This window comes from Terasakiella sp. 4MB5A, from assembly GCF_050058155.1.
Lineage (GTDB): Bacteria > Pseudomonadota > Alphaproteobacteria > Rhodospirillales > Terasakiellaceae > Terasakiella > Terasakiella halodenitrificans.
In genome coordinates this window covers 3522828-3544721 of the sequence record NZ_CP188815.1, presented here as the reverse complement: position 1 = coordinate 3544721, position 21894 = coordinate 3522828, and the positions used below count along the sequence as shown (strand labels likewise).

At 45.7% G+C, this 21894-nt stretch carries 24 protein-coding genes and 1 pseudogene; 12 read left to right on the top strand and 13 right to left on the bottom strand.

Annotated features, from left to right (window positions below; genetic code table 11):
• Window positions 1-112: 112 nt before the first annotated feature.
• Window positions 113-304 carry a hypothetical protein gene (locus tag ACI0FF_RS16905; protein ID WP_419797927.1) on the bottom strand — a complete coding sequence of 64 codons (192 nt, stop codon included), beginning with the start codon at window positions 302-304 and terminating at the stop codon, window positions 113-115.
• Window positions 282-1367, bottom strand: a complete 1086-nt coding sequence (locus ACI0FF_RS16900; RefSeq protein ID WP_419797926.1) for a helix-turn-helix domain-containing protein — start codon at window positions 1365-1367, stop codon at window positions 282-284. Before ACI0FF_RS16900 ends, ACI0FF_RS16905 begins: the two co-directional genes overlap by 23 nt.
• Window positions 1368-1614: 247 nt before the next feature.
• Between ACI0FF_RS16900 and ACI0FF_RS16895 the strand changes: the two genes are divergently transcribed.
• The gene (locus ACI0FF_RS16895) at window positions 1615-1797 is read left to right on the top strand and encodes a hypothetical protein (RefSeq protein ID WP_419797925.1); all 183 of its coding nucleotides are present in this window, start codon (window positions 1615-1617) and stop codon (window positions 1795-1797) included.
• 37 nt (window positions 1798-1834) lie between these two features.
• Here the strand turns inward: ACI0FF_RS16895 and ACI0FF_RS16890 are convergent, their stop codons facing one another.
• The 4 genes from ACI0FF_RS16890 to ACI0FF_RS16875 all read right to left on the bottom strand — a co-directional run bounded on the left by ACI0FF_RS16890 (window position 1835) and on the right by ACI0FF_RS16875 (window position 3893).
• Complete coding sequence (locus tag ACI0FF_RS16890; protein WP_419797924.1) at window positions 1835-2218, bottom strand: hypothetical protein; 384 nt, start codon at window positions 2216-2218, stop codon at window positions 1835-1837.
• A gap of 142 nt (window positions 2219-2360) precedes the next feature.
• A complete protein-coding gene (locus ACI0FF_RS16885) occupies window positions 2361-2807 on the bottom strand; it encodes a hypothetical protein (RefSeq protein WP_419797923.1) in 447 nt (148 codons plus the stop codon).
• 226 nt (window positions 2808-3033) lie between these two features.
• On the bottom strand, window positions 3034-3432 hold the full coding sequence (locus tag ACI0FF_RS16880) for a hypothetical protein (RefSeq protein WP_419797922.1): 399 nt from the start codon (window positions 3430-3432) through the stop codon (window positions 3034-3036).
• Window positions 3429-3893, bottom strand: a complete 465-nt coding sequence (locus ACI0FF_RS16875; protein ID WP_419797921.1) for a hypothetical protein — start codon at window positions 3891-3893, stop codon at window positions 3429-3431. The genes ACI0FF_RS16880 and ACI0FF_RS16875 overlap by 4 nt, the downstream gene beginning before the upstream one ends.
• Before the next feature lie 46 nt (window positions 3894-3939).
• Here ACI0FF_RS16875 and ACI0FF_RS16870 point away from each other — a divergent pair, with 46 nt between their 5' ends.
• Window positions 3940-4569, top strand: coding sequence for a hypothetical protein (locus ACI0FF_RS16870; protein WP_419797920.1), 630 nt, complete (start codon window positions 3940-3942; stop codon window positions 4567-4569).
• On the top strand, window positions 4562-4765 hold the full coding sequence (locus ACI0FF_RS16865; protein WP_419797919.1) for a hypothetical protein: 204 nt from the start codon (window positions 4562-4564) through the stop codon (window positions 4763-4765). The genes ACI0FF_RS16870 and ACI0FF_RS16865 overlap by 8 nt, the downstream gene beginning before the upstream one ends.
• Before the next feature lie 150 nt (window positions 4766-4915).
• Here the strand turns inward: ACI0FF_RS16865 and ACI0FF_RS16860 are convergent, their stop codons facing one another.
• Window positions 4916-7246, bottom strand: coding sequence for a hypothetical protein (locus ACI0FF_RS16860; protein ID WP_419797918.1), 2331 nt, complete (start codon window positions 7244-7246; stop codon window positions 4916-4918).
• Window positions 7247-7389: 143 nt separating this feature from the next.
• The gene (locus ACI0FF_RS16855) at window positions 7390-7602 is read right to left on the bottom strand and encodes a hypothetical protein (RefSeq protein ID WP_419797917.1); all 213 of its coding nucleotides are present in this window, start codon (window positions 7600-7602) and stop codon (window positions 7390-7392) included.
• Between ACI0FF_RS16855 and ACI0FF_RS16850 the strand changes: the two genes are divergently transcribed.
• Both ACI0FF_RS16850 and ACI0FF_RS16845 read left to right on the top strand, forming a co-directional pair.
• Window positions 7603-8748, top strand: coding sequence for a hypothetical protein (locus ACI0FF_RS16850; protein ID WP_419797916.1), 1146 nt, complete (start codon window positions 7603-7605; stop codon window positions 8746-8748).
• Window positions 8745-9701, top strand: a complete 957-nt coding sequence (locus ACI0FF_RS16845; RefSeq protein ID WP_419797915.1) for a DNA-methyltransferase — start codon at window positions 8745-8747, stop codon at window positions 9699-9701. The genes ACI0FF_RS16850 and ACI0FF_RS16845 overlap by 4 nt, the downstream gene beginning before the upstream one ends.
• Before the next feature lies 1 nt (window position 9702).
• On the opposite strand, the gene ACI0FF_RS16840 is transcribed toward ACI0FF_RS16845, so the two are convergent.
• The 5 genes from ACI0FF_RS16840 to ACI0FF_RS16820 form a co-directional block, all read right to left on the bottom strand.
• Window positions 9703-12843, bottom strand: a complete 3141-nt coding sequence (locus ACI0FF_RS16840) for a type I restriction endonuclease subunit R (RefSeq protein ID WP_419797914.1) — start codon at window positions 12841-12843, stop codon at window positions 9703-9705.
• Between the two features lie 24 nt (window positions 12844-12867).
• A complete protein-coding gene (locus ACI0FF_RS16835; protein WP_419797913.1) occupies window positions 12868-13851 on the bottom strand; it encodes a DUF4268 domain-containing protein in 984 nt (327 codons plus the stop codon).
• Complete coding sequence (locus tag ACI0FF_RS16830) at window positions 13848-15116, bottom strand: restriction endonuclease subunit S (protein WP_419797912.1); 1269 nt, start codon at window positions 15114-15116, stop codon at window positions 13848-13850. Before ACI0FF_RS16830 ends, ACI0FF_RS16835 begins: the two co-directional genes overlap by 4 nt.
• A complete protein-coding gene (locus ACI0FF_RS16825) occupies window positions 15113-16681 on the bottom strand; it encodes a type I restriction-modification system subunit M (protein WP_419797911.1) in 1569 nt (522 codons plus the stop codon). Before ACI0FF_RS16825 ends, ACI0FF_RS16830 begins: the two co-directional genes overlap by 4 nt.
• 142 nt (window positions 16682-16823) lie before the next feature.
• Window positions 16824-17225: a helix-turn-helix domain-containing protein gene (locus ACI0FF_RS16820; RefSeq protein ID WP_419797910.1), complete on the bottom strand. Its 402-nt coding sequence runs from the start codon at window positions 17223-17225 to the stop codon at window positions 16824-16826.
• A gap of 151 nt (window positions 17226-17376) precedes the next feature.
• Between ACI0FF_RS16820 and ACI0FF_RS16815 the strand changes: the two genes are divergently transcribed.
• From ACI0FF_RS16815 to ACI0FF_RS16785, 7 genes and pseudogenes are all read left to right on the top strand, one after another.
• Window positions 17377-17577 (top strand): helix-turn-helix domain-containing protein, encoded by a 201-nt coding sequence (locus ACI0FF_RS16815; protein ID WP_419797909.1) that lies wholly within the window; start codon window positions 17377-17379, stop codon window positions 17575-17577.
• 1 nt (window position 17578) lies between these two features.
• Window positions 17579-17857, top strand: coding sequence for a hypothetical protein (locus tag ACI0FF_RS16810; protein WP_419797908.1), 279 nt, complete (start codon window positions 17579-17581; stop codon window positions 17855-17857).
• Between the two features lie 37 nt (window positions 17858-17894).
• Window positions 17895-18673, top strand: a pseudogene (locus ACI0FF_RS16805) (IS5 family transposase).
• A 246-nt stretch (window positions 18674-18919) separates the two neighbouring features.
• On the top strand, window positions 18920-19432 hold the full coding sequence (locus ACI0FF_RS16800; protein ID WP_419797907.1) for a hypothetical protein: 513 nt from the start codon (window positions 18920-18922) through the stop codon (window positions 19430-19432).
• Entirely contained in the window at window positions 19429-20136 is a 708-nt protein-coding gene (locus ACI0FF_RS16795; RefSeq protein WP_419797906.1) for a hypothetical protein, read from the top strand. The genes ACI0FF_RS16800 and ACI0FF_RS16795 overlap by 4 nt, the downstream gene beginning before the upstream one ends.
• Window positions 20137-20348: 212 nt before the next feature.
• Window positions 20349-20648, top strand: coding sequence for a helix-turn-helix domain-containing protein (locus tag ACI0FF_RS16790; RefSeq protein ID WP_419797905.1), 300 nt, complete (start codon window positions 20349-20351; stop codon window positions 20646-20648).
• A gap of 2 nt (window positions 20649-20650) precedes the next feature.
• Window positions 20651-21865, top strand: coding sequence for a type II toxin-antitoxin system HipA family toxin (locus tag ACI0FF_RS16785; RefSeq protein WP_419797904.1), 1215 nt, complete (start codon window positions 20651-20653; stop codon window positions 21863-21865).
• Window positions 21866-21894 lie beyond the last annotated feature (29 nt).

The window sequence follows — 21894 nt, the reverse complement described above, 5'->3', positions numbered from 1 at the left end:
CGTGGCACTTCGAGAAGCACACAAGGAACTTGGTAGAGTAGCGGCGGAGCAAATTTCGCTGTTAAGCTGTCAAACCTCAGACTACGCAGTGATTATTCTTATGAGAGCCGGATTAAATTTCGGATTGGGAAAAGCCCATGTCCAGCAGTTGATCACGACTATAATCACCCAAATCTAAAAGCTCTTGAGCGAACATTGTGTTTGGAATGATAAAATCGAAGGGGAGTCCGCCTGTGTACTCGATTAGGCCCGTTCGGGCCAAATCCATCAGAACGGAGCTATCACTCACAACGATTTGCACCATCCGGTAGCCCCTCAGTCATTGCTTGTTCAACATCTTTTACTGGCATGAATAAAAGTTCAGCGGCTTTTGATAAGGAGATCAGGTCTTCTGCAAGTCCTCTATATACCAGCCTTGGGAAACGCTTTGGCATTTCAAAACACCCTTGTTGATTTTCATCTTCAAGAGGACGTGGTTCCACTCGTCGCCACGGATTTGCGAAAGTCTGGAACATCCGAGTTAGGCGTTCATTTGACAATACACCGAGATCGCGCAACCGAACGATCAATGCTGCTGCACTGACACGGTAGATACGTTTCAAGGTATAGATTTCCTCAACGCCAACAGTGCGACGGCGAGTACCAGTCTCAGCAGTCAAATGCTCTGACGGCATCAAGAAGGCACTGGCAAACCGGGTCGCGGCTTTTTCTTCAATTTTAGAATCGGCAGTGAATAATCTGTGCCCAAGCTCGTGCGCCAGAGTAATACGACGTCGTTCCAATGAATGATTTGCATTGACGACAATTACGGGGACAGGGGTCTTACCCTCTCGCATGACTTCGCAAGTCAGACCCGATACACGATCTGGTAAATCCAGCATCATGACCTTCACGCCTTTTTCTTCCAAAAGCTCGGTCAGATTTGGGATCGGGTCGATGCCCAAGTTCCACGCATCACGTACTTCACGGGCGACCTCTTCACCTTCTTCAAGAGCAGTCATCTCACGGCGCTCAAAAGGTTGATGCCATGCCGCACTGTCCATTTCAAGAATCTCTTCGATCAGAAGATATTTCTCAACATGTTCCAGTACGCTGGCTTCTACTTCGGCACGTTCCTGTACACGGGTGCCTGAATGTTTACGAAAATCAACATTGCCTAATCGCGCACCAGATGGTGCTGCCATGTAGCTTAAACTCACTTTTAATGCTGAACATAGTGCAATCAGTACAGTTGAGTTTGGCATCATTTCGCCGCGCTCGTACTTGCCAATGGCTTGCGCGGAAACGATACCCCCCAGATTGTCTGAAAGGGCACGTAAAGATAGACCCGCTTTTTTACGAGCTATCTTGAGTCTCTCCCCAAACATCTATCATCTCCGGTTTACAAAACGCTAAATTTATTGTAAATGTAAACCTAAGAACGGGATTCGTCAAGTCTTGAGGCTGGCAAATAAAAGACGGCAAGGGCTGCAACCCTCACCGCCGAACCGTTCGACAGTCGCTTGAATGTTTGGGGCGACTGGCGATGCGTTTTGTAGAGACTGTTATTTCTAACGGTAAACCTGCGTCGTGAAAAGTCCAAACTTCATTTAGTAGTATATGGAGTAACACGCAATGGCTACTAATCCTCCCTCTGGAGACGGTCACCGCAATGGTGCGGTGAAGAGTCGCTCTCAGTTCCAACACCCAAATGGTACATGGTTTAAACGCGATGCCAAGACGGGTCGTATTATGGACGGAAAGGCTGACAGCACTAAATTCAAAGGTGTTCGTCGAGAAAAGCCAAAAGGGAAATAACCCGATTGCCCCTGCCATGTAAATGGCGGGGGCATTTTTATGCAGCCTCTTTGAGTATATTCCGCTCAATAAGAACATCTTCCAGTTCTTCAATTAGCCGATTGACGATTTGCAGGGTTTTACGCTCTCCATTCAATGTGATCTGTTGCGTTTTGTACACATGCTTGCATGACACACTCAGGCTTAAATGAAAGTTTATCTTCAAATCCAGAAAAGCCAATTCGACGCATTTATCAAAATGATTTTTTCTTTCCATATGTCTGCGAATTCCAGAAGATGAAGGAGGTTTCCAGAAATATGTACCTTTGTAGTGATCGGCCGTTTCTTTAATATCTTTCAGCTTGAAATAGGCTGTTTTCATTGTTTGAAGTCGTTGTTGGGTCATTCTAAGACCGTCGAGAATAATATACTTGCGTTTCATACAAGCCTCCATTTGGCAAAGGGGTAGCGTTGACAGGTGGCAACCTGCCTGATTCAGGAATTGATTTTTGAAAGTGCTATATTGAAACAGCATTTATAGAATGCTGAAAAATCCCAGTGTCGGGACGGACTTGAATGTCGAGTTAAGCTGGGCTAATCGCATCCAAATCAATAATTGCCCCGACTTCATCAGGGTGTGGGAGGTGAAGTAGATTGCCATTTTTTTGTTCTTTAGCAATATCCAAGGCTTCATACCCCTTGTAAGTGATACCTTCTTCCATCAGGTCATCATACAGCACAGATGTTAGATCATGTTTATGTAAACACCATTGACGACCTTCCGTGATTTTACCTTTTCGGTGTCCATATCCATTCGGCGAAATACTGAGATAACGCTCACCTGTGGCATAAATCAACTTAGATGCCAATTCGGTGATATTTCCATCACCAGATGATACTTGTTCATAAATAGCATCGCAGATTTCCTCTGCGGTGAGGTCTGTACGATATTGTTGAGAAATAACAACTTCTGCCATAAGTGCCCCCGTATAAACAGAAACACGTCCATATACATATGCTTCAATTTTCATGTTGATCTCCTGTTACATGAAGTGGAAAACAACATAAGCATGGCGGTTTAAATAAACTGTGCCAAGCGCAAGAGCGCATAGGGATGACTGTTTTCTATAATCTTACCAGTAAGTTGCGTAAAAAAAGCCAGAAAAACTATACGCAAGCTATTCTATGTCTCAAATTTGTTTCAAAGTCGGCCAAGATAGGTGTGGCCTATATGCAAACATCAAGAAATTATTCAAATTACATCCGCTCAAGAACCTCCTCCATCATGCGTCTAAGATCATGATAAACAACCTCGGTAGCATGCAGGTCCATACGTTTGACTTCCATGACATCGCTTACGAGCGTCGGAAAGCAGCTTTGACCATCAAAACATTGTCCTGCCCAGCGAACCTCAGATGATCGGATATGTGACTGGATTTGGGTGATATCATCTCCAAAGGTGCAAACTCTGACGACAAAACCGTGGGGACGCTCATGGTCGATCTTCTTACTGATCGTGACGCACGTCGAAGCATTCATTCGCGCCACGGGCCACTCTTCTTCACCCGTATCCGATAAATTCACCGGGACTTCCAAGAACTCAATATTGTAGATGAACGTGGATGCTTTCTCAGGGCAAAATTCATAAAGTCTCATGCCATCACCTCCTCATTTTCGAAAAACTCGGCAGTGCGGACTAAAGTCATGGAACGCTTTGCATCAAAATCCGTAAGCTGGGCAGACCCAACATATATATCAAGCTCATCAAAATCATGCCGCCCCCGATCTGTCCATAGCACGGGTCTGGATGTTTGCGCTGTTTCAAGGGCGTTTTGGAAATTTTCGTCGCCGCTAATAATAATCGGATAAATCCCATAACAATCTACCGTCACCAGATATTCAGTTGCACCCAGCGGTTCGATTGAAATATCAGACCCATATTCATTAATGGGGCGATCCATCAAGTAAAGCCAAGCCTGAGTTGGCTTGTAGGGGAGTTGAATCGTTCCACAGACGCGCAAAAAGAGGGTAAAAACCTTCATGCCCGTGGCTGGTTCTATTTCGATTGATTTGGTGTGGTTTGGATAGGGTGTCGTTGAAAAATCTTTTAATCGCATGCGTGTATCTCCTCATTGATACACCTATTTATGCAAACCAAATCGTGTGGTTTTAAATGACATAGCTGAACTGGACTGGTATCAATTCAATGTAAATATTGTTGATGAAGAGAAGCCAATGGCATTCCGCCAAGAATATATTGAAACTCTCAAGCTCTTGGGAAAAGCGTTCCACACACTTGAGAAACAAGGCTATCCTCGACCTGTTATTGTCGGTGGAGCAGCGGTTGAATATTACACGGGTGGGGAAATTGTATCCGGTGACTTCGATATCATTTATCAACACCTTGATGCTTTTAAAGAAGCGGTTGAAAGTCAAGGTTTCACAACAGAAGACCGTTTTGGGCACTTGCTGCACGGATTTTACCACAAAGAGTTACTGACAGGTATTGAGCTTGTGTCAGGTTCATTGTTTGATGGAAAAACTGACTCAACACGCATGGAAATTGTAGCAGTTGATCGCGCAGAAGATGCGGTGGTATCCTTTCCGCCAATCGAAGATTTAATTGCCGATAGAATGGGGCAATATGAAGCAGACACCGGTCGTCCTGAAATGCTGGAACAGGCACGGATATTGTACCAACTTGCAGAAAATATCGATTTAGAGTATCTTGAAAAGAGATTGAAAGAGGAATTAGTCGATTATTCCTTGGCAAAATCATTAACAGATGAGTGAAGCAGAAATGCGTTGTTTGGCAGATCAAGAAGCATATCTTGAAAAGAGAAAAGACGAACTTGGGATTGATCCTGAGAGGTTTTTTGCTGCCCGGAACTCTGGCGTCACTCGTACTGCATCTAAACAACGCCTTTTGCAAGCAATTGCAGATGAAGCTCAAGCGCAGGGACGAGAGGTTCCTTTTGTTGCTTCCTAAATTTTGCCCAGAGCATGAAAAGCAGGATGACCTGAAACGGTGGCAACATTTCCAAAATAGTGGCGTTGTCATCACGAGCGAAGAAATGGCGAAATTCTTCGGTCAACTGATTTACCAAGCTCAGAAGGCTACTGTTAAGCTCAAATCAAATTATCCCCGAACCTCACCATAACGACCACTTTCAAGACTTTTCATGACGCTGGCGATCTGTCCCTTTGCGCGACGACTATCATCATAATCAGCCATTTCCAACGCTTCTTCAATGGTTGACAAGCTGCAACCCTTTTTCAACAGAATATACCCAAGGTCAAAAAACGCCTTGTTACGCTGTCCGGTTCCTGCACCAACAGCACGATAGTGGTCAATGGAAGTTTGGATGGATTGGTCTGACGCGGCTTTCCCAATTGACACTTTCAGTGTGGGCGTATCAGGAAGCTCAACCTCGTTCAGAACCGCCAGTGGGTCCAGTAGATCGCCCTCACAAACATCAAAGAAACTATCACCGTCTTTTGCCTGACACGGGAGGTAGAAAAGTGATGCCGCATGACGTTTGGAAAGGTCAAATCCGTGATGCTCATAACCATGATCGGTCAATGTCTGGAAAATATGGTCAACGACGATTTGATGGACTTCGGTAGTCATAACCGTTGTCGTTGGAAGAAACACACGATAGCGACCATGACCAGAGTGGGAATTACAACCGACCATTTTCAAGTGCGCAAACACCTTCTTGAAATCTTGCCACGCCACACCGTTTGGATCGTCGTTATCAAGCCAAATGCCCCATGTGTTTTCAACGTTTTTTATTCCACGGTCCGTCTTTTCAGAAAGGGCTGAATTAAACACGGCTGATGACACCAGATGGTTATCCTTCTTCTTGGCGTAAGTCGTCTGCCATGCCTCATAAAGCTGATGGATCAAGCCATCTACCGCAGAAATGTCAAAGATTTCACCCTTCGTATCATAAAGGTCTGCCAGCACCGTCAATTGAGCATTCACGTTCTTCAACGCGGTTTGCTCCATTTTAAGGCGTTGGCGATATGCCTTTTGGCGTTCGGCAGCATTTTCGTGTTGGGCAGGGCGGCCACGCTGTTTCTGTTCAGGAAAGGCGAACCCTTCTGGTGCAAAGCAGCTAACTGCGCTATCGGGGAAAATATTCGCCAACCACTCAGCCGTCATCATATCTGTTACATAGACATTTACAGACTGGTTGGCATTCGGATTGCGCAGCGAACAACGCATGACCGATTGATATGTTGTTTGATGAACCAATGCATCACGAAGTTCCCCTGCATTGATGCCTTGAGCTTGCAGAAACTTGAAATGAGCTGGTGTGCGATTCAACGCCGATAAAAAGGCGACATGATCAATATGCTGATACGAGTTCAACCCGTGGGAAATATTCGATAGTCGGGTCGCTCCCTCGCATTCGGCAAAGACATTATCTTCAACATCGTTGTTCGCCACCCACAGAAACTCCTGATCTTTCAGGCGCACCATCAATTCTGATAGCATTCCATCCATAACAGTGGTCTCGCTATCTTCCATTGTTTTATCGCGAAGGTTCTTCGACCAAGCCTCATCACTGAAATAATGGACATTCAATCGCTTTCCATTTTTATGCTGGTGATATTGAAACCCTGTCATGATTTCAGAATGCTCTTCAAACCGAACACCCCAAGAAGACCATAGTCTGTACATAACGCTTTCCATCGCGCAAGCACCCATAATCACAGTCTCACGAAAACCCTTGAACTTGGTAGGCTTGAGAAGGGCAAACAAACTCAGTTTTGTTTTCTTTTCAAGGTCATTACCGATAACGACATCGAGGTAATTGGATTTTATCGCATACACGTTCCAATGCTCATCCAGCATCTTGTGGGCGAAGCTTTGCAATGGCTGGTACACATCGTCATCACCACGAGTGAATTTACGAAGACCGTTATTCTCACGGGCGATCAGTTTGTAATAGTCGTCACTTTGGTCCACAGGCTGAACATATCCCATAAACATATTATGAGAGCGAGGAACCCGCATGGTCAGGTCCATATCAACAACGGGCAATTCGTCATAAATGACAACCCAATCTTGCGCACGATGAAAGTACGGTAGAAGGTCAAAGGCTTGATGAGTCATCATTGCAATGACAGATCGCCCTTGCGGATACTCTTTCAGGAATGCCATCACCGACTTTGTCACGGATTGACCATCAAGCGCATCTGTATCAAAACGGCGTAATGGAACATGTTGTCCAGAAGCTTTGATCATGGGTTTCAAATCGGCTTCTGTCTGTTGCAACAATTTGATTGAAGGTTGGACGATCATCACTTTCTGACCTGCACATGCTCGTTCTAATGCCCATTTACAGGCATTATAGGTTTTGCCAGCCCCTGCCAGTGCATCGACCAGTTTTATACTGATGTTGGAATAGTCGTATTGAAACGCTCCTGTTTGAGCATCAATGGGAGGATTGTTTTTCATTATTTTTCTCCTCAATATGATCTCCTCGAAAGAAAAGGAAAGCCCCACGGTGAGGAGAAACAAACCGTATCAATTCAGATAGCTACTTCTGAACGAGGCTTTCCATTGGGTATTTATCTGGCTGTGAAATTGGTGTGGATAAATCAACGAACTTTGAACGTGTAGCGTTGAGAATTGATATTTTGAAACTCGGCAACAAGGTTCCCTGCTTCAATGTCGGCTTTCAAGACGTTCAGCACTTCAATGCGATCCGATAATTCTGCTTCTTTGTTCATTGAGATATAAAGGTGTCCTGCATAATTTGCTCCGTAGTGACGTTTTCCACGGGGCGTGTATTCAGGGTTACCAACGGTCATTTGACACCACGTAAGAGCCAAGCGATCTCAAGTGTGATTGTGTATTACCTGCTTTCCGGTGATGCGGCTAACATCGCATTGTCATTTGGACAGACCGGATTTGCACTCTTGATCTCTTCAATGGGGGGTGAAAATCATAACTTCCGCACCGCTGTTCTTACGGGTCAAAGTGAGGTAGATCAACTTTGTGAGACATATCGACAGGACAACGGCGGCAAGCCAATTAATGTCTCACACCACCCAAAGGCAAAAGCTAAAAGCTACCCGAAGCCTCCATCTCAAAGTGTAGCACGCCCTCAACCAGAACAGTTTCTGCCCTGCGTCAAAGAATTGGATAAACATCTTGGCGGTAAACAATTCCAAACTGTTGAAGAATGCATTAACGACGGTATCTGTTTTGCCTTCCCAGCAAATCAATTGGCCGAAGGTTCCGAAGAAGAAGTAAATGCATCTCTGTCTGCAATGGTTGAGTTTGACCGTCTGCATTTGCCGTATGATAAAATCTGGCTCGAAACAACAGCTATTATTGAATTTTACAATAAGCAAGGTGATCTTCAAGCCGAAGAATTCCCGGTTGCAGTAGCTGCTTACGAAATGAATGATGTCATTCAATTTTATGGGTTTGTGCAATGGGCCGGACGAAAGGCATTTTCTCCTCTATGTGCAGAAATCGATAAAAATTCGTTTTTGAATGGTAAGCGTTTTATTACGACCACATTGCCATCAATTCCTGACAACATGGAACTGAACGAGAATATTTATCACCTGATTACAGAGGCTGCGGGGAATAAACTTCTTGAACTGTTGTTTTTGTTGTCCACGAAAGGTGTAAATCGCAAAACCGTATCCACGAAGAAAAAAAGTGGCAAGAAAGCTCGTCGAAAAAAGCAACAGCGTGATTACACCATTATTCGCGTGCCAATGGTTCAAACTGTAAGCGATGGAACTTCTACCCCAACTGGCCGGTGGGTTCGTCCCCATGTTCGTCGTGCTCATATGTGGGGTAAGAACACCCGCCCAATTGAAGAACAACAATGGCGAGAAGCAACCCTTGTAGGGGCATCGAAACTTACTGGTGATGAAGCCATTCAAAAACCAGAATATGTTGTGAAAACATCAAACACTGAGAAAGGAGAGGACCAATGAACCATTATCCCCTTTCTCAAAACGTTAAAGCCGAAACTCTTTCCCTCGACGATAGCGGGTATAGAAAATGTGTTCATATCGGTAACTGTATGGAAGTTCTCGACGATATGATAAGTGATGGACGCATGTTTGATGCCATCATAACTGATCCCCCATACGAAATCGGCTATATGAGCAAACCGTGGGATGATACCGGTATTTCTTTTATGCCTTCGACTTGGCATAAGATTATGAAAGTGTTGAAACCCGGTGGATTTATTGCAGTATTTGCCAGTCCCCGGCTTTACCATCATCTTGCTGTAGCAATTGAGAAAACTGGCGTCGAAACATACCCTTTTCTTACTTGGGAGTATGATACGGGGTTACCCAAGCCTATGAATGTCGCCAAATTATTTGATCGAGATAATTGCAAAAACAGAACGCCCGTTGGATGGAGACGAGTATCTGGATACAGTAAAATTCAAATGGAAAACGGACAGCAAAATTACTCAAATTTTGATCAACCCATTTATAACCATGCGGTCAGTGAAGAAGCTCAGGAATGGGATGGCTATTTCTACGGCGTAAACACCATGAAACCTGCCTCTGAACCAATTTATATTGGCCGAAAACCAATTTCAGAAAAACGGGTCATTGATAACATCCGTAAACATGGCGTAGGGGCCTTGAACATTGATGCATTAAAACAACGTTATGGTGGAAAATGGCCGTCAACACGCCTCCGCCACTCTAAAACATCAAAGCGTAAACACCAAACGGATCACCTGACGGTCAAACCGATTTCCCTGATGGAAGATTTGGTTGCATTAACATGTCCATCTGGCGGTCATGTCCTTGATCCCTTTGCGGGAACGGGGACAACGGGAGCCGCCTGTAAAAAGCTTGGCATGACGTTTACCCTCATTGAACAAGATGAGAGATGGCTAGATGCCATAATGAAACGAACGGCGTAATTTACGCCTTCGCCCATTCAGCAGACAATGCCTCAGCTTGTTGCAGAACCAATTGCACAGCCTCGTCCGCTAAATCAGGTGGGTAGCCAAACTTCTTTAAGACCTTCTTCACCATCAGGCGTATACGGGCACGGGCAGCATCACTGTGCATCCAATCAACACCCGTTGCATATTGGACCTTATTGAGAAGTTCTTGAGCGATGACACAGAGCTTTTTGTCAGACATGACTTCGCGAGCACTCTCATTCTCGGCCAATGCCTGATAAAATGCCCATTCCTGATCCGATAGCCCCAGTTCATTACCCTTGGCGTTGGCTTCCTTCATCTCCTTCGCCATTTGGATCAATTCTTCTAGGACCTGCACTGTTGTCAGAGCATTGTTGTGATATCGGGCAATGGCATTCTGTAAACGCTCGGAGAATGCTTTTTGTTGAACCACGTTGGTTTTCAGGCGTGAACGGATTTCCCCATTCAGAAGCTTCCTCAAAGCTTCTAGTGCAAGGTTCTTTTGTTCCATCCCATGGACTTCTTCAAGAAATTCGTCAGACAGAATTGATATATCCGGGCTTTCTAAACCGGCAGCCTGTAACACATCAACGATTTCAGTTGAGACCACAGACCGGCTGACCACTTGTTGGATGGCAAGGTCAATTTCTGCCTTGGTTTTTTTGGCCTTCGTATCGCTTTTGGTGATAACCGCTTTGATCGCTTGAAAGAGACCGATCTCTTCACGGACTTCCTTGGCTTCATCACTGGCAGAAGCCAATGCGAATGCCTTGGAAAGAGCGAGAACAGCATCCGCATAAAGCCGCCATGCCTTCTTCTTGTCGTTCTCGTTCTTGATTTTCTCAGCTTCTTTGCGTTGATATTCAAGCACCCATTCCACACCACCGGCAATTACAGCCAGTCGGTCACGGGCGGAACCACCAACGCCCTTGGTATAATCAAACCCATGGAAGATGTCACGAACGACTTCCAGATGTTCCAGCATCAAGGCGATGGCTTCATTTTCATCAACACCCGTATTTTCACGATCACCGGGCGAATATACAGATAGAGCTTTTTTAAGGTTCTGGGCCAACCCAATGTAATCAACGATTAAACCGCCGGGCTTGTCACTAAACACCCTGTTGACCCTTGCAATGGCCTGCATCAAGCCATGGCCTTTCATGGGTTTGTCAATATACATGGTGTGCATACATGGGGCATCAAAGCCGGTCAGCCACATATCCCGCACAATGACCAGCTTGAGGTCATCTGCCGGGTCTTTGGCCCGTTTTGCCAGTAATTCCCGTCGTGCCTTCCCGCCGATGTGTTGCTGCCAGTCCAACGGGTCTGTGGCTGATCCGGTCATGACGATTTTGAGAGTGCCCTTTTCATCATCTTCGCTATGCCAATCCGGTCGGATTTTGGTGATCTCTTTATAGAGGTCGACACAGATACGGCGGCTCATGCAAACGATCATCGCTTTACCATTCATGGCGGCTACACGGTCTTCGAAATGCTCTACCAGATCAGCCGCGACTAGTCCAAGGCGTTTGGGAGAGCCAACCAAGGCTTCAACAGTGCTCCACTTGCCCTTTGCTTTTTCGCCTTCGGTTTCATTTTCCTCGCCAATGATGTCATCAATTTCAGCATCAATTTTGGGCTTTTCGTCTTCGTCCAATTCAATTCGGGCCAGACGGCTTTCGTAATAGATCGGGACAGTCGCTCCATCTTCAACGGCACGCTGAATGTCATAAACATCGATGTAGTCACCGAACACCGCCGGTGTGTTTACATCTGTTGCCTCAATAGGCGTTCCTGTAAAGCCGATGAAGGAGGCATTGGGTAAGGCATCCCGCATGTGTTTGGCAAAGCCATAGCCGATCTCGCCAGTTTCTTCCTTCACCTTGGCCTTGAAGCCATATTGGCTGCGGTGTGCTTCGTCCGCCATGACAATCACATTGGAACGTTCCGTCAGCACCGGAAAGTCTTCGCCTTTTTCGGGAGAAAATTTCTGAATGGTGGTGAAGACAACACCACCGGACGGCACGGCCAGAAGTTCCCGTAACTCTTCACGATTTTTTGCCTGACGTGGCGATTGTCGGATCAAGTCCTTGCAACCCGCAAACGTCTTATAGAGTTGGTCATCCAGATCGTTGCGGTCCGTGATGATAACCAGTGTCGGGTTCCCCATATCAGCATGGGCAATGATGCGACCGGCGTAGAAGGCCATCAGGAGGCTTTTACCAGAACCTTGCGTGTGCCAGATGACCCCAGCCTTGCGGTTGCCATCATCATCACTTGCCGACAAGCTGGTGCGAACGGCTTTTTGCACGGCGTGGAACTGATGGTAGCCAGCGATCTTTTTAATCAGCTTGGAGCCATCACTGTCAAATACGACAAAGCCTTGTAGGTAGTCCAGCAGTCGCCGTGGTTCAAAGATACCGGAAAGCAGAATGTCCAGTTCCGGCACCCCTTTGGGTGCAATTGCCCGACCATCCGTCGTTCGCCACGGCATGAAGCGTTCTTCATCCGCTGTCAGGGAACCCACACGGGCCAAAATGCCGTCCGAAGTTACCAAAAACAGGTTGGTGCGAAACAGGGCATGAATTTCTTTCTTGTAGGTTTGAAGCTGATTAAAGGCCCCTTCAATAGTGGCGTTTTCATCTTCCGGGTTTTTAAGTTCGATGACACCAAGCGGAAGTCCATTCACGAAGACAACGATGTCCGGGCGACGGTTATTGCGTCCTTCAATGACGCTAAACTGATTAACCGCTACCCAGTCGTTATTGTCCGTGGCATCAAAATCAAGCAGCCATACTTTTTTGGCTCGCAGTGAACCATCGGGGCCATAATCTTCAATATCAACGCCATTTGTCATCATCAGATGAAGACGACGGTTTTCTTCTATCAAAGACGGGGTGGCACTATCAATCACCCGGTTGATGACTTCGGTCAGACCCTCTTCGGAGACATCCGGGTTGATGATCTGTAATTGTTTCCGCAAGCGATCTACCAGCACGACATCACTATAGGACATTCGCTCACTATCCCCACCATCCGGCCCAATGTCTGGCCCGTGGAGAATGTCATACCCAAGCTCACCCAACCATTCCAGAGCAACCTGTTCTACATCGTCTTCGGTGATGATTTTCATGCGTCACCATCCCCTAATAATTGCTTAGTCATAAGTGCCTCCCCCCTGTGCAGCGTCCAGTGCCTTAATGTAGGGTCCCATAACGGCCTTGAGTTTTTCGAGATGGGATTGCATCCAGTTTTGATAATCAGCCCAATGAAGTTCATTCATCGGATTGCAGTTTGGTTTGACAAAGAGAAGTTTGGATTGTTTTCGATTTAAAAGTTCTTTCCAGTCCAGTTCAAAACCGAGCTTGCTTTCAATTTCGTCTTTATCTTCATGCAGAAGCCAGAATAGCGGCTTGGCATCATCACTGGTGATGTTAAGTTCCACACCGATTTGATGTTCGGTGGAATTAAGGAGAGCAGACATATGAAAACCGGATCGGCCAATACCAAAATTCATCCAATGTTGAGGATAGGCTTTCTGTGGTCGAACGGGACTGTTTTCACTCAACAGTTTTTCGCGAAATGTCGTCCAGTATTTAAACTGGGAAGTCTTTGTAGGTGTCAAATCGCTTTCGGATATTTGCTTGGTTGCACGGGCAACAGAACGGGTCCAGTCATTGGGCTTGGCGATGATATTAAACTTGGGGGCGGCTTGGGAATTACCGATTTTCCACAGTTCAACTTCAAGACCGAAAAAACGGAAGTTGTCTGATGTGATTTCATTCAGCCAATCCATCGCTGCCCGATGATCATCGGTGAATTTGGCTGCAATCCAGATGATGGTTGCCGCATCCAATCCAGCAGCATAAGTCATCAATTGCCCAAGGTGTTTGTGGTCCGTATTTTCCAACTGATTTTCGATCAATACACGGGTGTCGTTATCGTCTGTGTTACGACAAAGAATATCTGCCCGAAATTCGCCCACCGGCTTTTCGACGGCTTCCAGTTCAAGGGCAAGATTTAGGGTTTCACCAAGGATTGCGAGGTTTTCCTCACGAGCCAGCCAAGGGGTAAAGTGCTGGTCCTCTTTTTCCCAAACATCACGAAGATTGACTTTTTCCAGACGGCCTAATTCTGTCATAGCTGATCCTCAACAGCTTTTTCCACGTCACGAAGGCGGATTTCGCCGGACATGAGTTTAGGGAGGAGGGTGTCGCGAAGGTCGGCTAGTGTTTGGTTTTGCTCGTTATTTAATTTTATTTTTTCATCAATAGGGAAAAATAAGCTCTCAAATTCACCAACAAGTGCCATTCCCGGATTTGTAACAGGTAATCCTTCAAAGTCTATTTTGTTGATTGCTCCAAAGACAGTTCCCTCTTTGTCATGCGTTTTAAAATGTGAGCCTAAATTACAAGCAGAATAATAAGTAAAAGAACGACTTCCGGATTTGTGTCTCAGAGCAGCAACACCTCTCCCAATACAACATTCTTCCATTGCCATGTTAAGATCACCTACAGGTGCCCGAACACTAATTAACGTGTCTTGTGATTGGGCCAGCCTCTTCGGGGATGTGCAATAAATACGATTTGATGGATAACGAGTTCCAAAATCCCTACGACCTTGAAAGAATGGCAATCCATTTCCTGTTTCATTATAAGTGTCACCTGATGGGGATTGCCCCATAGTCAAATGAAATTCGTCCTTAATACTTGAGAGCGTCCAACCATCAGGCAATCCCTCTTCGTTAAAAGAAGCGGGAAAGAGAGCAGCCGTATCCGCAGACATATGGGCGGGGGCTTGTCCGGCGGCTTTAGCAACGACGGGATCGAAATCGACGAACCATGACTTGAAGGTTGACCGAGCCATCTCCTCCAACGTCTCATTCATCTGGCGGTTTAGTTCGATTTTGTCGTCAATACCTTCTAAGACCTTCACAATTCGTTTTTGCTCATCCATTGGGGGCAATGGGATTGGAAAGGATGGAAATTCTTTAATTGATAATCGGTCAACAGTGCTTCCGGGGATAGTTCTGGAAACTAGAAATTTCTGATAAGAAGGAGATAAATAATTATATAAGAAGAAGCGAGGTAGTATTTTGGAAATATCTAATCGGACTAAACCCATTCGGCGGCCCAAACAACATTCCAAACCTTCTGGTATAATTGCCACTTCACCAATTCTTGTTTCATAAGAAAAAACAATATCATCGGGTTTAGGGGTAACTCTCCTTGTCCATTTTATAAAATCTTCATTTGATACGTGCCGAGTTTGCGAAAGTTCAATACGACCTTGATTTAGGGCACTTATGCCAAGGAATATTGGCCCTTTATCAATTGTTTTTGGCGTGGCATGAGGACCATCAAAGATTTGTCCAACCTTTCCGATCTCAGTAGTAGGCCAAATCACGACAAACACCCATTCTTTAATGTTTCAAGCACTTCTGAAATATTCTTGGATAGCTTTTTTTCTGTTTCCAACTGATCTAATAATTTTGTTTTCAATAACGAAAATTTCTCTTCAAAAGGCACACCGTCATCTTCTTCGTCCGCAGCCCCCACATAACGGCCCGGTGTCAGAACGAAGCCGTGAGTTTCAACTTCCTTGAGGGTAACGGCTTTGCAATAGCCCGGCACATCCTCATAAGCCCCGTTTCGCTCTATCGCCTCCGCCTCCCCACGCCACGCATGGTAGGTATCGGCAATTTTCTGGACATCTGCGGGGTCGAGTTCACGACGCGTGCGGTCCACCATGCGGCCCATTTCACGGGCATCAATAAAGAGGATTTCGCCTTTGCGGCCTCTAAAGCCGTTCTCGCCTTTATGACGGGCAAGGAACCACAGGCAGGCGGGAATTTGGGTGGAATAGAACAATTGACCGGGCAGAGCGACCATACAATCCACGACATCATCTTCCACCATCGCCCGTCGAATATCACCTTCACCGGATTGTTGGGAGGACATGGAGCCATTCGCCAAAACCACGCCAGCGGTGCCACCGGGTTTCAGGTGGTGAACGATATGTTGCAACCATGCGAAGTTGGCATTCCCCGCAGGTGGAATGCCGTAGGCCCAACGCACATCATCTGAAAGCTTGTCCCCGCCCCAATCAGACGAATTAAACGGTGGGTTTGCCATGATGTAATCAAACTTCATGGATTTGAATTCGTCGTTATGGAAGGAACCTTCGTTGTTCCAGCGGATATCGGCATCAATGCGACGCACGGCCATGTTCATACGGGCCAGTCGGTAGGTGGTGTTGTTTGACTCCTGCCCATAAACGGCCAGATCACCGATGCGGCCTTGGTGGGCTTTAAGGAACTTATCGGACTGCACAAACATACCGCCAGAGCCACAACAGGGGTCATAGACGCGGCCCTTGGTGGGTTCCAGCATCTCCACCAGCAGACGCACAACGGATTGCGGCGTGTAGAATTCACCACCCCGGCGACCCTCGGCACCGGCAAAACCGTTGAGGAAATATTCGTAAACCCGCCCAAACACATCACGGCCCTGTGCATCCTCCCCCGTGGTGTGGATTTTGGCGAATTCGTCGATCAGTTCACCCAGCATGGTTTTGTTCATACTGGGGCGGCCATAGTCTTTTTGCAAAACGCCCTTTAACGGCGGGTTGGCATCTTCAATGCCCCGCATGGCCTCATCAATCAGGTTGCCGATGGTGGGTTGCTTCGCGTTATCTTGCAGAAATTTCCAGCGGGATTTTTCCGGCACGAAGAAGATATTTTCCGCCAGATATTCGTCTTTATCTTCCGGGTCTGAATATTCATCTTCGACAAGCTCGGCATATTTGGCCTCAAACGCTTCGGAGATATATTTCAGGAAGATCAGGCCGAGGGCGACGTGCTTATATTCGCCCGGTTCCATATTGCCCCGCATCTTGTCGGCGGCGGCCCATAAATTCTCTTCAAATCCAACATTGGCACTGGTGTTCTTGTTATTCTTTTTTTCAGCCATGACTGAATGCGACCCCTAAATAAGATGCGTAATAAATTTCAAGTATGCAACCATAAGGACGGCAGGTTACACCAACATCTTTTTAAAGGCTATAGCAATCAAAGTCCAAGATGATTCTAACAATTAGGTGACAGGGTGTTACCTATAGGCCAAGTAAGGCCGCATACCGTTTTACATCCACTTTACCATCACTATCATCAAGACGGTCATTCTCCAACGACAGCAGCGACAAAATGATCTCGGCTTTTCTTTCTGGCTTCACCGACTTCTGGTTTTTAGACATTAAACGCTCAGTTTGAATGATCACATCACGCAAACGTTCTTGGTCTACACCGAGGTTCGGATCAATCGGCAGCCGATCATCAATCAGATCAGCAGCATGGCAGCCAAAAACTTCCGCAAATTCCGCCAAACGTATTGTCGTTGTTGAGCTTCTACCGTTCTCGATTCTGTTGACCTGAGAGACAGTTATGCCTAAACGATGGGCGGTTTCTTCCATCGTTAAGCCAGCTTTTTTACGAAATTCTTTGATGCGGTTTTGCATAATATGCCTCCTGAAAGCTTGAAATTCTCAAGCTACAGATAAGACTTTGCACGATATGCAAACTTTCAAAAGGTCATTATATGCAATTTATAGATTGACAATAATTGCATTAAACGCTCAATAATATCGCATTAAACATCGGAAGGTGAGAATGCAGCTAAAGGCTTATCTCAAGAAAAAGAAGATTACTATGTTGGCATTTGCGTCTCGAATTGACGTGAACGTATCGACCGTGAGCCGTATATGTCGCGGGGTTGTTGTGCCATCACGATCCACCATGCAACGTATTTATGATGCGACAGACGGTAAAGTCAAACCGACCGATTTAGTTCAATTTGATCAAAGGAATTGAGATGACGGAAAAGAACCAAACTAAAAAGAAGACCTCCATTTGGCAAAAAGTCACAAGTGGTATTGGAACTATTGTCGGCTTGAGCGTGATCGGGTGGATTTTCTGGGGCGACGACATCACATCGGCAGGAACTTCTTATGTGGCTGCCGCTACTGATAACCGCTGGGTGTATAATTGCGATCATGACTCTTTTGAAAATAAGACAAGCTGTAGCTTAGATTATATTTCTGACAATCAAGGATTAGGTCCTGTTGACAAAGTGGGTTCACAAATTGCTTAGAATGTGATTCAAGACTTCTTTTTATGAGGAGAAGTCTATGCGGAATTTGATGAGCGACGATGAATGGTTATTCTTCGAGCCATTCCTTCATGCCCAAGGGCCAAAATCTGGCCGTCCTCCCTCAAATCACCGCCTCACTCTTGATGGTATTTTTTGGATTGCCCGGACAGGAGCACCTTGGCGTGACCTCCCCAATTACTTCGGTAAATGGTCCTCTGTTTATCGTCAATTCCGCCGCTGGACATTGCTCGGCGTTTGGGATGTTCTACTGGATGCCTTGAACGATGCCAAAGCCGTTCCAGATACAGTGCAAATGATAGATAGCACAATCATCAGAGCCCATCATCAGGCTGCTGGGGCAAAAGGGGGACTCAAAAAGAGGGTCTCGGCCGTTCAAAAGGTGGCTTTACGTCCAAAATACACCTTCGAACAAATGCCGAAGGCTTGCCAATAGCTCTGGAAATCAGCGAAGGCCAAACATCAGATTACAAAGGGTATGCTCCATTGATGGAATGGGGTGGTCCAGATGCCAAGGTTCTATTGGCAGACAAAGGCTACGATGCAAACTCCATTCGGGACGATATGGAGAAACGCGGTGGATACGCCATGATCCCAATGCGGAAAAACCGAAAGGAAATCACTCCCGTTGATGATTTCGTATATGGCTTGAGAAATCAGGTTGAACGCTGCTTCAACAAACTCAAAAATGCTCGCCGGGTTGCAACTCGGTATGACAAGACGATGCTCAGTTTCCTTGGCTTCGTGCAGGTCACATCAATTCGGGTATGGGTAAAATACTTTGTCAACAGGACCTAGCATCGCCGTCCACATGCGAATGCGTTGTCGAAGCATCTTTCGACAACATCACCGATGATACTATATTAGATGACTTTACCAACCGTGTAGAGAAACAAAAAACAACAAAGCTGGAAGATTATTGGTTCGAACGCACCTTGGCTCACTGTAGTGGCGGTTCTAGCATTGCTCAAAAAGCTAAACAAGCTGAACCCCCCTTAATTAAGGGCCTTGACGATTAAAGGTTTTAACGTGTGGAATGGCATCATGATAATCCACCGAAATATCATAATCGTAAATTTATTTGCTCACCTCATCTTTGGAGCATCGGCGTTCCCAGCCCTCGCTTACAACGAAAAATATACGCCCGACGTTGACTATAACCGTGATCCGGCTCACTGGGATCAACGTCGCCAAATGATGGAAGGTGGTAAAATCAAACGCATCGCCGACAAATGCGAAGAATATACCCAACTTCACGGTGACATGGCTGAACGTGCGAATGGCTGGCTTTATCGGTTTGCGGTTCCTTATGGTGGCAGTAATGCTTTCATTGATCGTCCAACTCATTTCAAAATCGAAAAACGCATCATTGCCATCCACGGCCAACTTCGCGAAGATAATCGTTGGGAGCGTCATGGGGCTGCGGTTGCTGGTGCCGAAGAACGCTGCAAAAATAATGCGGTAAAAGCCAGTCAGCAAATCATCGAATTGATGAAACCGTTTGGGGCGGTCTATATGCCGGATAAAAACGATTGGACAGAAGGTTGGAAAAAATGATGCGTCTTCTTGCGATTTTGGTTTGCCTGTTGTCTTTAAAGGCCGCTTCGGCTCAAGCTTTCGAAACCATCCGTTTGTCGAATGATGGCCGAACAGCGGTGGTTTTAATTGACGATTTTGGAACGAATTTGATTGCGGAAAAGTTTGTGAAGGATATCGAACACTTGCCATTGACGGTCAGGGTTCTCCGTTTCAATGAAGATAATTTTGGTGGCCGAACGCCACATGCATGGAAAATTGCTAAAACACTCCGTGAACGAGGCATAACCACGTTCATTGATGATGCCTATTGTGCCAGTATGTGCACGTTAATCTTTATGGGTGGGGTAAAAAGAGACGCAACACCCGGTTCATCATTTATGATTCATGTGGTGCGTGGGAATGGTCGCAATCCGGCTGCTACAGCAAAGGTGAATGCCTATGTAGGTAGTCTCTATAAGCAATACGGATTATCTGAACGGCTGGCTGAGAAGATATTTATTACCGATGAAAGCACTCGGACAGATCATCGATATTCAGCAATTGAGGCTCAGCAAATCGGTTTAGTGAAAGACATCCGTGCCTCGCATCTGCACCTTTCTTACATTCGCAACACTACAATTCAGCAAAGGGAAAAAGACCCGAAGGGTATCAACATCTCGTGGAGAGAGGCGACCTGCGACCTTTGCGACCACAGATATCGTCCATTGATAGAGGCGTTGTGATGTGAGGTTTAGCGGTCTTGGTTGATCAAACTGGTTTAGACGCATAGTGAGTTCCTTGTAAATTCACTTCTATTTATGCCAACTGATTAAAATATACATAAAAGAGAATAAAATTGACTAAATATAGGGAATAACGTATATATATCCCTGTGATAATAAATTTAAATATACTTTATTAGATATAATAGTTATAAAAATATTCGGTATTTGATATGGAAAAATCAATCCTTGATAAAATGCTTAAGGCCATCAAACGTCGCCGTAAGGAATTGAAGATATCTCAGACAGAAGTCTCCCAACGAACAGGTTTAAACCAAGGGAGAATTTCTGAATTTGAAAGAGGTAACGTTAATTCCAGAATGGGAACCTTTATTGAAATCAGCAGGGCTGTGGAATTAGAACCTGTGCTGGTTCCTCGTGAACTCTTGTCATCTGTAATGTCGATAATTGATGGAAAGCAACAATCAGACCTACCGATTTATGCCCTTGATGTGGAAGACGAGGACGATTGATTATGGCTGACATATTGGATATCTATCTTCATCAAAAACATGTCGGAGAGATCATCTCTCTTTCCAATGAACGCAGCCTGTTTAACTTGCTTGATTCCTATATCGAGAATGAAGAACGCAGCACGCTATCGCTCTCTTTCCTTCGGGCGAACAATACGGTCGGGGCAAGTGGGAAACCACGGAAATTGAAGGTCGAGCCGTTTTTCTCCAACCTTTTACCCGAAGGTCGTTTAAGAGAATATATAGCAGAAACCAACAAACTCTCACCCAAACGAGAATTCCATTTATTAAATGTCTTAGGCCATGACTTGCCCGGTGGCGTTGTTGTTAAATCCCGTGCGGAGCTTACAGATGAAGCAGCCGAACTAAATGACGAGGCGAAAGCAGGCACATATGAAGGAGAGATGAAATTCTCTCTTGCCGGTGTTCAAATGAAAATGTCCGCCATTAAAGATGCTGCGGGAGGTTTGACTGTGCCTGCACACGGGTTGGGCGGAGCATGGATATTGAAGTTTGCCTCGGAACGTTTCCAGTCGGTTCCTGAAAATGAATTTTGGATGATGACTTTTGCTCAACGTCTCGGTTTCGATGTCCCGGAAATAGAACTGCTGGAAACCCATAAAATCGGCGGATTACCGGAAGGTTTACGTTCTGACCTCGGAAGAACTTTCGCTATTCGGAGATTTGATCGAACAGATCACGGGCGTGTGCATATCGAAGACTTCGCACAAGTCTTTGGTATTTGGTCGAGTATGAAATACGACCGTGTGAATCACGAAATGATTGGCCGCGTTCTCGCTGAACAAGTCGGAATGGATGGCGTTCTGGAATATATTCGCCGTCTTGTTTTTTCAATGGGGATCGGCAACGGAGATATGCATGCTAAAAACTGGTCGCTCATATATCAGGACCAACGCACACCAACATTAGCACCGATGTATGATTATCTCTCAACACTGACGTATGAGGCAAAACCTGCATTTGCATTGAATTTTGCTGATCGCAAAACATATGAAGATTTTGATATAGATAGTTTCAAGCAATTCGCAGATGCACTTCAATTGCCTTCGGGGGCAATTGTAAAGACGGCAAAAGAAATGGCCGAGAAAATTGCTGACATATGGGCTACATTAAAGACTGAGGTAGAGCTACCTGACTTTATGATTGCAGCCATATCAGACAATATCAATTCAATACCTCTGTTCAAGAAGCAATAGAACCAACCTGATACAGCATTATTGAACAA